The sequence below is a fragment of the Emticicia oligotrophica DSM 17448 genome (assembly GCF_000263195.1).
Taxonomy (GTDB): Bacteria; Bacteroidota; Bacteroidia; order Cytophagales; family Spirosomataceae; genus Emticicia; species Emticicia oligotrophica.
Genome location: NC_018748.1, coordinates 2,276,659 through 2,289,288 on the forward strand (window position 1 = coordinate 2,276,659; position 12,630 = coordinate 2,289,288).

10 protein-coding genes are annotated in these 12,630 nt (G+C 38.7%); 8 read left to right on the plus strand and 2 right to left on the minus strand.

Translation table 11 applies throughout. From position 1 onward, the window contains the following. Nucleotides 1–14 precede the first annotated feature (14 nt). From EMTOL_RS09430 to EMTOL_RS09465, 8 genes are all read left to right on the plus strand, one after another. Complete coding sequence (locus EMTOL_RS09430; protein ID WP_015029051.1) at nt 15–3,767, plus strand: ThuA domain-containing protein; 3,753 nt, start codon at nt 15–17, stop codon at nt 3,765–3,767. Nucleotides 3,768–3,885: 118 nt separating this feature from the next. Beyond that, nucleotides 3,886–4,275 carry a hypothetical protein gene (locus EMTOL_RS09435; RefSeq protein WP_015029052.1) on the plus strand — a complete coding sequence of 130 codons (390 nt, stop codon included), beginning with the start codon at nt 3,886–3,888 and terminating at the stop codon, nt 4,273–4,275. 123 nt (nt 4,276–4,398) lie between these two features. Next, a complete protein-coding gene (locus tag EMTOL_RS09440) occupies nt 4,399–5,391 on the plus strand; it encodes an LLM class flavin-dependent oxidoreductase (RefSeq protein WP_015029053.1) in 993 nt (330 codons plus the stop codon). A 165-nt stretch (nt 5,392–5,556) separates the two neighbouring features. Continuing rightward, the gene (locus EMTOL_RS09445; RefSeq protein ID WP_015029054.1) at nt 5,557–6,324 is read left to right on the plus strand and encodes a hypothetical protein; all 768 of its coding nucleotides are present in this window, start codon (nt 5,557–5,559) and stop codon (nt 6,322–6,324) included. A gap of 3 nt (nt 6,325–6,327) precedes the next feature. Next, nucleotides 6,328–7,227, plus strand: a complete 900-nt coding sequence (locus tag EMTOL_RS09450) for a helix-turn-helix domain-containing protein (RefSeq protein WP_015029055.1) — start codon at nt 6,328–6,330, stop codon at nt 7,225–7,227. A gap of 211 nt (nt 7,228–7,438) precedes the next feature. Then, complete coding sequence (locus EMTOL_RS09455; protein WP_041693496.1) at nt 7,439–7,981, plus strand: gluconate 2-dehydrogenase subunit 3 family protein; 543 nt, start codon at nt 7,439–7,441, stop codon at nt 7,979–7,981. Between the two features lie 85 nt (nt 7,982–8,066). After that, nucleotides 8,067–9,782 carry a GMC oxidoreductase gene (locus tag EMTOL_RS09460; RefSeq protein WP_015029057.1) on the plus strand — a complete coding sequence of 572 codons (1,716 nt, stop codon included), beginning with the start codon at nt 8,067–8,069 and terminating at the stop codon, nt 9,780–9,782. Nucleotides 9,783–9,836: 54 nt separating this feature from the next. Beyond that, a complete protein-coding gene (locus EMTOL_RS09465; RefSeq protein ID WP_041693497.1) occupies nt 9,837–11,033 on the plus strand; it encodes an esterase in 1,197 nt (398 codons plus the stop codon). Nucleotides 11,034–11,096: 63 nt separating this feature from the next. Here the strand turns inward: EMTOL_RS09465 and EMTOL_RS09470 are convergent, their stop codons facing one another. Next, nucleotides 11,097–11,834, minus strand: a complete 738-nt coding sequence (locus tag EMTOL_RS09470) for a phytanoyl-CoA dioxygenase family protein (protein ID WP_015029059.1) — start codon at nt 11,832–11,834, stop codon at nt 11,097–11,099. A gap of 47 nt (nt 11,835–11,881) precedes the next feature. Beyond that, complete coding sequence (locus tag EMTOL_RS09475; protein WP_015029060.1) at nt 11,882–12,598, minus strand: NUDIX hydrolase; 717 nt, start codon at nt 12,596–12,598, stop codon at nt 11,882–11,884. Nucleotides 12,599–12,630: the final 32 nt, after the last annotated feature.

The window sequence follows — 12,630 nt, forward strand, 5'->3', positions numbered from 1 at the left end:
AATCAAGTACAAATATGAATAAATTATTTCTCAAAACAGTATTTATGCTGTTATTTGTCAGTACTGCGTTTGCACAAACCAAAATCAATGTGTTGGTTTTTAGCAAAACGGCGGCGTTCAGGCATCAGTCTATTGAGGCGGGCAAAAAAGCCTTAGACAAAATGGCTAAAGAAAAAGGCTTTGGCGTGAGTTTTACCGAAGATGCAAGCCTGTTTACGGAAGCAAATTTGAAGAAATTCAACACAGTTATTTTCTTAAATACAACGGGTGATATTTTGAATAACGAACAACAAAGTTCATTCGAACGCTACATTCAAGCAGGTGGAGGTTATGTGGGTATTCACGCCGCCACCGATACCGAGTACGATTGGCCTTGGTATAATCAATTGGCTGGTGCATGGTTTCTCGACCACCCAATGCCAAACAATGTGCAAAAAGGCAAGTTTTATGTAACAAAAAAAAACGAACTAACCGCAGGAATGCCCGACGAGTTTGAGCGTTCGGATGAGTTTTATAGCTTCAAAGATATTTCGCCAAAAATCAATGTGGTTGTAAAAATTGATGAAAAATCTTATCAAGGAGGCAAAAATGGAGCCGACCATCCCATTAGCTGGTACCAAGAATTTAACGGTGGTCGTTCGTTTTATACCGCAATGGGGCACACCGACGAAACTTTCTCGGAGTCACTTTTCTTAAATCATCTTTGGGCTGGTATCAAATACGCAGCAGGTGGTGAAACACCAAAACCATTAGATTTCTCGAAGGCTCGTCCAGAAGAAAATCGTTTTACAAAAGTGGTTTTAGAAGAAAAGCTCGACGAGCCTGTAGAATTAACAGTTTTGGATAAAGACCGTGTACTTTTCATTCAAAGAAAAGGTGAAGTAAGACTTTATAACAACAAAACTAAGACCTTAAAAACCATCGCAAAACTTCCAGTAAGTTTGAAATATGTCAACCGTGAAGGTAAAGAATCAGTAGCAGAAGATGGCCTTTTGGGCTTAAATAAAGACCCGAAATTTGCCCAAAATCAATGGATTTATCTATTCTATTCTTCTACAAAAGGCTCTTATAACGTTCTTTCAAGATTTACAATGAAAGGTGATGAGTTGGTTTTAGAGTCGGAAAAAGAAATGCTAAAAGTAGAAACCCAACGTGAGGAATGTTGCCACACGGGCGGTTCGATTGATTGGGATAAATCAGGAAATTTGTTTCTTTCTACGGGAGATAACACTAATCCTCACGCCTCGAATGGCTATAGCCCAAGCGATGAACGCCCAGGTAGAAGCCCTTGGGATGCACAAAAGTCTTCGGCAAATACAAACGATTTACGTGGTAAAATTCTTAGAATTAAACCGCAGCCAGATGGCACTTATACGATTCCAGAAGGAAACCTTTTCCCGAAAGGAATGGAAAAAACTCGCCCAGAAATTTATACGATGGGACACCGTAATCCTTACAGAATTTCGGTAGATAAAAGAACTGGAAAATTATATTGGGGAGATGTGGGGCCCGATGCTTCAAAAGCAGACCCGAATCGTGGTGCAGCAGGAACTTGTGAGTTTGGACAAGCCTCAGCGGCTGGAAACTATGGTTGGCCTCATTTTGTGGGCGATAATAAAGCTTACAATAAATTTGATTTTGCGACCAATACTTCTGGTGCTAAATGGGATTATCTGAAACCGATGAATACTTCGCCAAACAACACTGGTTTGATTCAATTACCCGAAGCAAAAGGAGCGATGATTTGGTATTCTTATGGGAATAGTCAAGAGTTTCCGTTGCTTGGAGCGGGTGGTTGTAATCCAATGTCAGGTCCAGTTTATTATAAAGACGACTTTGCGACAGCGAATAGAGCATTCCCGAAATATTATGATGGTAAACATTTTATCTACGAGTGGATGCGTGGTTGGATAATGGCCGTAAGTTTCGATAAAGATGGAAATTATGCCTCAATGGAGCGTTTTATGCCAAGCTACAAATTCAGCAATCCGATGGATATGGAATTTGCCGATAATGGTGATTTATACATGCTTGAATACGGTAGTGGCTGGTTTACGGCCAATGATGATGCTCGCCTAATTCGTATCGAATACAATGGCGGAAATCGTAAGCCACAAATTCAGGTGGCGGCCAACCAAATGGGCGGAGCTATTCCTTTCAACCTTAAACTTACTGCTAAAGGCACAACTGATGCCGATGGTGATGTGCTGAAATATACTTGGAAGGTTACTTCTAAAAATGGCTTCGTGAAGGTAATTCCTGCACAAGATGCCAACCTAACACTTACTAAAGCAGGTGTATATAAAGCAACACTTACAGTTGATGATGGTAAAGGTGGCATCAATACGCAATCAATGGAGATTACGGCAGGAAATGAGCCACCAGTATTGAGCCTTGATATGCCAAAAGCCAATAAGAGTTTTTACATTGCCAATAAATCATTCGATTATGAAATCAAGGTAAAAGACAAAGAAGATGGAGAATTGAATAATGGAATTTCGGCAGAAAACGTAGCTGTAAATATTGATTATTTAGCAGAAGGTTATGATAAAAATATGATTGCGATGGGTCATCGTTCGGCTGATGCAAGTGCAGCGTATGCCACAGGTAAGAAATTGATTGAAGGTAGCGACTGTATGGCTTGCCACAAAAAAGATTCAAAATCTATCGGGCCAGCTTATCGTGAAGTTTCATTAAAGTATAAAGGAGATAACAAAGCTCTCGAAACTTTAACTAAGAAAATTATTTCGGGTGGAAGTGGCGTTTGGGGTGAAACTGCTATGGCGGCACACCCGCAAATTTCGACGGCCGATGCCTCTGAAATGGTAAAATATATCTTGAATATCGCCAACGAAAAACCAAAATCTTCATTGCCAGTAAAAGGTTCATTCACAACAAAAGCCCCAGCTTCTGATAAAAATAAGGGTGTGTATATTGTGCGTGCAGCTTACGAAGACCAAGGTGCAAATGGCCTACCAGCATTGAAGTCAGAGCAAAGTTTTGTATTGAGAAACTCGAAACTCGACCCTCACGGATTTGATGAGTATGTAGATATCAACAAAATGGCTTTTGGTGGAAATAACTTGGCAATTCCTTCAAAATCAGGTGCTTATATGATTTTGAAACAAGTTGATTTGACAGGCGTTTCTGAAATTCAAGTGGCGGCTACTGCTCCAAAACCACAGCTAAATGCAGCTGGTGGAGCCGTTGAAGTACGTTTAGGTAGTCCAACTGGACCATTCCTCGGACGTTCGGCTTTCTTAGAACCTTCAGATAAAATGGACTTTACGCCAAAAATGGTTTCTGTACCTCTTAATCTACCAAATAATCTTGATGGAAAACCTCAAGATGTTTGTGTGATTTTCTCGAATCCTAAAGCTGAAGGGTCGCTAATGGTAGTGATGGGTCTTGAATTTAAGATGGTTTACGAAAGCTCATTGAAAGAACCTGTGAAAGTAGAAACCTCTGCCGCCAATGATTTCTTTGTAGGAAAATGGGCAACCAAAATGATTGGTACACCAGCAGGAGATGTTTCAATTGAAATGGTGATTGAAAGAAATAATGGCGTGCTTTCGGGAAAAATGATTTCTCAACAAATGGGAAGCCAAGCTTTCGAGAAAGTAGAAGAAATAGATGGCGAAAAAATCAAATTATCATTCTCTGCCAACGGTATGAATCTCAATATGGAACTCACCAAAGAAGATGCCGATAACATCAAAGGCAAACTCATGGGAATGATTGAGGTAAAAGGAAGTAGAGTGAGGTAATTTACGATTTTGTATTTTTCTTGTAGCCATTGCCTGTGTCTACACAGGCAACACATAGTTAACATTTTCAGTGTCCTCACTGACAATAACTTTTGTAACAATTTAAAAATTAAATAAAATGAAAAAACTAAGCTTAATCATCGTTCTTTTCGTAATGGGTCTTTCCTTCAATACATTTGCTCAGACTGCTGCCGCTGCTGCTCCAGTAACTGATTTTTATGTAGGCAAATGGGAGGTAACAATTTTAGGCACTCCGCAAGGTGATGCTAAATTTGTCGCTACAATTACTCGTAAAGATGGCAAGTTAGTAGGCGAAATGACTAACCCTGCAGAACCAACAGCGGCGGCAAATCCGATGACTAATGTGGAAGAAGCGGATGGAAAAATGACAATCTATTTCTCGGCAAGTGGTTATGATTTAAACATTCCTTTCGAAAAAGTAGATGATAATAACCTGAAAGGTCAGCTAATGGGCATGTTTGATGCCAAAGCTGTTAGAGTAAAATAAGTATTAGAAATTTTAGTAGATAAAGGAGCGGTCATTGGACCGCTCTTTTGTTTTTACATGAAAAAGTACTTTGAGAAACTTTCTAAATCGGCTAAAGGTTTTATTAGAAAGTAATTGTACCGAATGACAAAAATACCATTATCAGTTTTAGAACTCGCCACAGTAGTAGAAGGAGGAACCCACCAAAACGCTATTTCAAATACAGTAGCAATAGCCAAGTACGTAGAAACTTTAGGTTATCAACGTATTTGGATGGCCGAACATCATAATATGGAAAATATTGCGAGTTCGGCAACATCGGTTTTGATTGGCCATGTGGCTGGCAAAACCAATACGATTCGGGTTGGATCGGGCGGAATTATGTTGCCCAACCATAGTCCATTGGTGATTGCCGAGCAATTTGGAACTTTAGAAACTATTTACCCCAATCGCATAGATTTAGGCTTAGGTAGAGCTCCAGGATCCGACCAACTGACTGCAATGGCTTTGCGGAGAAATCAAGAAACTGCCCATAATTTCCCTGAAGATGTAAAGCAATTACAAGCCTATTTTAGTGAAGAAAACCGTGATGCACGTGTGAGGGCATTTCCGGGTGAAGGTTTAAATATTCCTATTTGGATATTAGGTTCGAGTACCGATAGTGCCTATCTAGCCGCCGAAATGGGACTTCCCTATGCCTTTGCTTCACATTTTGCACCTGCACAATTTCGAACAGCCATTAAGATTTATCGAAATAATTTCAAACCTTCAGAGTTTTTAGAAAAACCTTACGTAATGGCCTGCGTAAATGTTTTAGGTGCGGATACCGACGAGGAAGCCAATGTTCTGTTAAATACACTTATTACTCTTTTTGTGGGCATTATCACCAACAAACGTAAACCTTTGAGGCCCGCTGATAGACTGCCCGAAGTTTATCAAATTCCTGAGGTAAGACAAGCCGTCAATAATATGCTTGCTTGTACATTTTATGGTAGTAAAGAAACGCTTCATGCAAACCTTTCAGCCTTTATTGAAGAGACAGGCATTGATGAATTAATGGTGGCTTCGCATATTTTTGATTTAGATGCTAAACTAAAATCGTTTTCTATTTTGCAAGACGCACTACGCTTAAATTAGAATGAAGGTAAATTGTTGATTTATGAATAGCTGAGTTTTAAAAACTCAGCTATTTTTATTTACCCTTCATTGTTTGATTTTCGTAAGTTTTACTTTGAATATAGTTTAATTCAGTCCTACCAAATCACTACTTTTGTGGTAGATTTTATAACTTATTATTGCAAAATGAATCGTCAATTATCAATTCCTCTTTTTAAGAAAGTTTTATTTATACTTTTTTTATCAACACTTTCGGCTTTTGCTCAGAAAAATGATTCACTCAAAAAATCTGAACCATTACGAGCTTCGGCTAATATTCAGGTAACCAACAATGGTGTTTCACTTTTTCCAAACCTGATGCTTGGCAAGCCCGCTGCAATTATCAATTTAACAGTTGGTAAAAAACATATCTTCTTTGAACCCGAACTTCGTTGGCGATTAAACGGAGAGCCTTGGTCGTATATTTTTTGGCTAAGATACCGCCCAAAGCGTACCGAACATTTTAGCTGGCATGTGGGGGCACACCCTTCTTACGTAGTTAGACCAAATCAAGTAGTAGTGAATGGAAAGACAGAAAATCGTTGGGTGGCTCAACGTTTCTTGGCTGCGGAGTTTGTGCCTGTTTGGCATTATTCGCCTAAATTTGCTTTGGGCTTACATATTTTAGGCTCAAAAGGCTTAGATAAAAACTACGGTGTTCAGAAAAGTTCTTATGTTTCCTTACAACCACGTTTTCCGCATATTGGCATTTCAAAAGAGTATTATTTAGGCTTTTTTCCGCAGGTATTTCACTTAACTTTAGACCAAACCCAAGGAACCTACTATAGCCAAATGCTTAGTATCAATAAAATGAATTTGCCTTTTTATTTGTCAACGATTTTTACTTATAAACTTAAAGGAAATATCCCCGGTGATAATATTGTATGGAATATTGGTTTGAACGTAAAACTATAAGAAATGACCACAAACAACCCCGAATCCTTAGAAGAGTTTTATCAACGAAAGTTCGATTGGATTCCCGAAAATCTCAGTCGGGATATTGGGCATATCAATGTGTTCAGATTACCACATCCTGCCACGAAGCCTGTGCCTTATCGCCGACGTGATTTTTTTAAAGTTACGCTCTGTCGAGGCAGTAGCCGTATTCATTATGCTGATAAAGTTTTTGCTTTTGAGAAACAAGCCCTCGTTTTCTCGAATCCGTTTATACCCTACAAATGGGAGCATCTCGAAGGCGAAGTTTCGGGTTTTTATGTGATTTTCAATGCCAATTTTTTTAACCAATTCGGAAATCTGATTCAGTACGAAGTTTTTCAACCAACTGGAACTCACGTTTTTGAATTGGAAGATACTCAATTCGAGTATTTATCTGGCATTTTCGAAAAAATCGAAACCGAACTCAGTTCTGAATACATTCATAAATATGATGCCATTCGCAACCAAATTTATGAGCTGATTCACTACGCCATGAAAACTCGCCCTTCGACACTCGTAGAGCAATTGCCCATAAATGCCTCACAGCGAATTTATTGGTTGTTTTCAGAATTGCTCGAACGCCAGTTTCCGATTGATGAAAATCATACCGAAATTAAGCTAAGAACTGCTTCAGATTTTGCCGACCAGCTCAATGTGCACGTCAACCATCTCAACCGAGCGGTAAAAGAGACTGGCGGTAAAACTACATCTCAACTCATTACCGAACGCCTGCTGCAAGAAGCCAAAATTATGTTGAAACAAAGCCGTTGGAATGTCTCTGAAATTGCTTTTGCACTTGGGTTTTCAGAGGTTACGCATTTCAATAATTTCTTCAAAAAGCATACAAATTTAAGCCCAGTGAAGTTTCGGAAGGAGTTTTGAAAGCCCCCTTATTTTTAAATACTAATGCATTTCTTCATAAAAATTTGTTTGTATACATTTTTATGAAGAAATGTTCTTTTAAAATAGAATCGAGCAGTAAAAGTACGATTAATTGTAATTTTTACACGAATAAAATTTACCTATATGACAGTTATATAAAATTGAATAAATATATTTGTTTCTTAAAATTATTCAATTCTATATACGTAAGATGAACAGACGAGAAGTCATAAAAAATGTAGCCTTGATGTTAGGTGGGGCATTCTCTGCACCTACACTCATGGCAATGGATAATTGGGAAAGTGCTACAAATTCCAATATCAACGGTGCGGTCTTCAGCTTAACCGATTCTCAGCAAAAAATTGTTGCCGAAATTGCCGAACTTATCATTCCAAAAACAGATACTGTGGGAGCGAAGGACGTTGGCGTACCTGCATTTATTGAAATGATGTTGAAAGATTGTTATAAAGAACCTGAGCATCAGAGTTTTTTGGAAGGTTTGGCTTCAATGGAGAAAGTAAAGTTCTTGGAATTAAATACGGATGAAAGAAGAGGCGTTTTGAAATTATTGGAACAGGAAACTAAAAAAGTGACAGGAAAAACAACTCCTTTCTGGCGATTAATCAAAGAACTTACACTTTTGGGCTATTTTACGTCGGAGGCTGGTTTAAAGGCTTCGTTTGAATATGTACAGATTCCAGGAAAACTTGAACTTATCAAGCTAAAACCAAATCAGAAAGCTTATGCTTATTGATTTACGATTTTAGAATAACGATTTACTAACTAAATCGTCAATCAAACCAACATCGTAAATAGATTAAAATAAACAATCGAAAATCATGAATCTAAATATAAAAGCAAATAAAAATAATACATTCGATGCCATTGTTGTTGGCTCGGGTATGTCGGGTGGTTTTGCTGCAAAAGAATTAACCGAAAGAGGACTGAAAGTCTTGATGATTGAGCGTGGGCATGAGATAAAGCACATCGAAGGCTATGACACAGCCATGAAACAACCGTGGGAAATTGAGCATCGAGGCAAAACAACTAATCTTTCTGCCGAAGAACGTTGGGCCAATAGCCGTTTTTGGGGTCTTGGAAGTGAAGAGGTAGTCAATCACCTGACAAATGATAAAGAAAATCCTTATATAGAAAAGCGTGCCTTCGACTGGATTCGTGCCTATCATACTGGCGGCAAATCAATGCACTGGGGGCGTCAGTCATATCGTTGGAATAAGCAAGATTTCGAAGCGAATGCTAAAGAAGGTATCGGTATCGACTGGCCTATTCGCTATGAAGATTTAGAACCTTGGTACACACACGTAGAGAAATTTGTGGGTGTAAGTGGGCAAAAAGAAGGCTTAGATGTATTGCCAGATGGACATTTTTTACCTGCAATGCCATTATTTGCTCCTGAGGCTCATTTCAAAAATAAAATGTTTGAAAAATTCAATCGTCCTGTTACGGTTGGTCGAGTAGCAAATCTTACGCAGCCGCAAGATGTTCATACTTCTTTGGGGCGTGCTTCGTGCCAATATCGCAATAAATGCCAAAGAGGCTGTCCGTACGGAGGGTATTATAGCTCATTATCGGGAGCAATTCCAGCAGCTATGCGAACCAATCGTTTGAGTGTTTTGCATGATTCTATTGTGGCAGAAATTATCTACGATGAACAGAAAAAACGAGCGACAGGCGTACGAATCATCAACCAAAACACCATGCTTACAGAAGAGTATTTTGCTAAAATAATCTTCTTAAATGCAGGCTCAATTAATACTGCTGCTTTGATGCTTAATTCAAAATCGAATCGTTTTCAGAATGGATTTGGCAATGATAGCGACCAAGTAGGCCGAAATCTAATGGACCACCAATTGGGTTCGGGAGCAACGGCTATGATTGATGGATTTGAAGATGATTATGTCTATGGACAACGCCCCAATGCCATGTATATTCCACGTTTCAGAAACTGGGGTAATGATAAGCAAACGTCCTACATGAGAGGTTTTGGGTATCAAGGTGGAGCAAGCCGAGAAGGTTGGAATAGGGGAGTTAATGCCGATGGTTTTGGAGCAGATTTCAAGCAAGGATTAACCAAACCAGGTGCGTGGACTATCAGTATTGGTGGTTTTGGGGAGATTTTACCAAATCCAAATAATAGAATTTACCTTGACCCTGATAAAAAGGATAAGTGGGGTATTCCGATGATTGTAACCGATGCCGCATTTGTAGAAAACGATTGGGCGATGCGTAAAGACATCATTGCCTCTGCAGTAGAAATGCTTGAAACCGCTGGTTTTAAGAAAGTAACGCCTTATGACCGCCCGACACACATGGGTTTAGGTATCCATGATATGGGAACTGCCCGCATGGGACGTGACCCTAAAACTTCGGTGTTGAATGCTTTCAACCAAGTTCATGATTGTAAAAACGTATTCGTAACTGATGGTGCTGCCATGACTTCGGCTTCGTGCGTAAATCCGTCTATCACCTATATGGCACTTACCGCTCGTGCAGCTGATTTTGCCGTGAAAGCTTTGAAGAAAAGAGATTTATAATTTAATGTGCCACAAGATATAAATTTATTGATGCCTTGTGGCACAACTACATACATGAAAAAACAACTAACACTCCTATTATTTATTGTTTTTCTTGGCCTAAAAGGTGGTTTTGCACAAGAAATTCCGAAAGAATTAGAAAATATTATCTCTCCCGAAGTAAACAAGGATGGGACGGTAACGTTTAGATTTTTTGCTCCTCATGCAGATTCTGTTCAGCTTACTTCCGATTTTCTGCCTCCTGTAAAAGTAAAAACTCGTTTTGGTTTACAAGATGGCCCAGGTACCATTAATTTAACCAAAGATAAAAACGGACTTTGGACATATACCTCAAAACCACTTGAATCAGAGCTTTATAGTTATACCTTTCTTGTAGATGGTATCAGAACTAATGATGCTAATAGTCCTTATGCTTTCAGAAATGCAGCGGCCTTAACCAATGTGTTTATCGTAGGAAATGGTCGTGCTGATTTGTATAAAACTAATGATGTTTCGCACGGTTCGGTTACGCATTGCTGGTATCCGTCAGCAGGATTAAAAATGAATAGAAGGCTAACTGTTTATACACCAGCGGGTTATGAGCAATCTGCCGAAAAATATCCCGTTCTTTATTTGTTGCACGGTGCTGGTGGTGATGAAGATTCGTGGGCAGCACATGGGCGTGCAGTTCAGATTCTTGATAATTTGATTGCTCAAGGAAAAGCAAAGCCGATGATTGTGGTGATGCCCAATGGAAATGTAGTGCAAGATGGTGGTTATGGACAAGGAAAAGATGGCTTTTATAAACCAGAATTTTTATTGCCGCGCTCGATGAACGGTGAATACGAAGCCAATTTCATGGATATTATCAATTATGTTGAAAAGACTTTTCGAGTGAAAGCTGATAAGCAAAATCGTGCGATTGCTGGACTTTCGATGGGTGGATTTCATACGATGCACATCAGCCGATATTTCCCAAATACATTCGATTACGTTGGACTTTATTCAGCAGCATTAATGCCACGTGAAGATGCTACTGGTAAAGTATATAGCAATATAGATGCTACCTTAAAAATACAGAAAGAGAATGGCCTAAAACTCTATTATATAGCAATTGGGAGAGATGATTTTCTGTATCAAGCCAATGTTGATTTCAGAAAAAAACTCGATGGTTTGGGAATGAAGTATGAATATTTAGAAACAGGCGAAGGGCATATATGGAAGCTTTGGCGAATTTATTTGGCCGATTTTGCTCCGAAACTATTCAAATAACATCTTTTATGAATCGGCAGAAAGCATATCAATCAGATTTCTGCCGATTCATGTTTTTATTTATCATACATCCAAAACTTGTCTGCCTTTTTCTCCAATTCTTTCAAGAGTTTCTTGAGTAATATATCGCTTCTGGTCAATTTGCTGAGGTTGGTCACGGGTACAGAAATAACTATGAACGCTGCGGCGGTCGTGTGCCGTATGATTGGTTGTTCCTCCATGCCAAACGTGTGAATTAAAAATGAATACCGACCCAGCGGGAGCAATTATACGAATCTCATCGGGATGTTTTTCGTTGGTATCGGCCATTGCTTCATCGGGTAAAATACTCAATTTGTGGGTTTTAGGTACAATTCGTGTCGAGCCGTTTAGTTCCGTAAAATCATCTAATAACCATATACTATTACAAACTTTATAATGGCCGTTGGCTACCGCATTTTTATAGTCAACGTGTAGCTTTTGGTGTCCTTTGCCGGGTTTTGCGGCTCGATAATTCAACGACGATAATTTATATGCTTGCCCTAATACGGCTTCAATTCCTGCCAAAACTCTTGGGTGCGTATAAAAAATATCAAAAACTTGTCCTTTATTTACCAAGTCGGCGAGTCGGTCAGCACCTTCTTCTTTTGGGTGACGAATATATTTTGATTCAGCCAATTCAGCACCAGCATTCTCTCCTTCATGCTCTTGAATAGCTGCCAACCTATCATTAATTTCTTTGACTTGCTCTTTACTCAAAAGTTGGCCTAAATTAAGATAGCCATTTTCATCTAAAAAATCAATTTCTTCTTTTGTAAGCATAGTTTCAACGATAAAAAATAAATATAATACTGTGTTAAAGCATTTAATTATGCTTTTTTGAACCTGTATAAATACGGTGCTTTATTTTGTGCACCTGTGAATTTTTTTTCGAGGCGTTCGAGTACGTCTAAATCGAGAATTTTCTTCTGAAAATTATTCATGGCAAAAGGTCGGTCATATACGGCCTCATAAAGTTCTTGCACTTCCTTCATCGTGAATGTTTCGGCCAATAAATTAAACCCAATGAGCTTTCTATCAAGGTTTTGTTGGAGAGCCTCAAGGGCATAACTTAGTATTTCGTTGTGGTCGTGCATCATTTCTGGAATATCTTTTATATTTATCCATTCAACACATTCATCAAGTTCGCCTACTTGAGGGTTTACTTTACTGATTTCTACTAATGCATAAAAACCAATACAAATAAAGCGGTCTGTTATCCATTCGGCATCTGCCTCGTTATATTTTTGAGTAATATAAGGTAATAATAATTCCCGATATTTACTTTTAATGATTCGATTTTCATTTCCAAAAACTCGAAATTGTTCTAAATAGATATTTTCGAGATTAGTACGCTCTTTCAAAATTCGGTTGGCGGCGTTTTCAATACTCTCTGTTTTCATAATATAGCCACCAGGTAGATTCCAAATTCCTTCACCAATTTTTTTCTTGGCTATCAAAACCTTTAATTCTTTATTTTCATATCCAAATATCACGCAATCAATCGAAAGATTGGCAATGTATTTTTCAGTTCCGAACTCCTTCATTTTTATTGAATACTTAATGCTGCTTGCAAAAG

What these genes read in the sequence shown, in the direction of transcription:
- EMTOL_RS09475 (WP_015029060.1), bottom strand. Translation starts at nt 12,598, where the DNA reads ATGAAGGAGTTCGGAACTGAAAAATACATTGCCAATCTTTCGATTGAT.
- EMTOL_RS09450 (WP_015029055.1), top strand. Translation starts at nt 6,328, where the DNA reads ATGACCACAAACAACCCCGAATCCTTAGAAGAGTTTTATCAACGAAAG.
- EMTOL_RS09440 (WP_015029053.1), top strand. Translation starts at nt 4,399, where the DNA reads ATGACAAAAATACCATTATCAGTTTTAGAACTCGCCACAGTAGTAGAA.
- EMTOL_RS09430 (WP_015029051.1), top strand. Translation starts at nt 15, where the DNA reads ATGAATAAATTATTTCTCAAAACAGTATTTATGCTGTTATTTGTCAGT.
- EMTOL_RS09465 (WP_041693497.1), top strand. Translation starts at nt 9,837, where the DNA reads ATGAAAAAACAACTAACACTCCTATTATTTATTGTTTTTCTTGGCCTA.
- EMTOL_RS09435 (WP_015029052.1), top strand. Translation starts at nt 3,886, where the DNA reads ATGAAAAAACTAAGCTTAATCATCGTTCTTTTCGTAATGGGTCTTTCC.
- EMTOL_RS09455 (WP_041693496.1), top strand. Translation starts at nt 7,439, where the DNA reads ATGAACAGACGAGAAGTCATAAAAAATGTAGCCTTGATGTTAGGTGGG.
- EMTOL_RS09470 (WP_015029059.1), bottom strand. Translation starts at nt 11,834, where the DNA reads ATGCTTACAAAAGAAGAAATTGATTTTTTAGATGAAAATGGCTATCTT.
- EMTOL_RS09460 (WP_015029057.1), top strand. Translation starts at nt 8,067, where the DNA reads ATGAATCTAAATATAAAAGCAAATAAAAATAATACATTCGATGCCATT.
- EMTOL_RS09445 (WP_015029054.1), top strand. Translation starts at nt 5,557, where the DNA reads ATGAATCGTCAATTATCAATTCCTCTTTTTAAGAAAGTTTTATTTATA.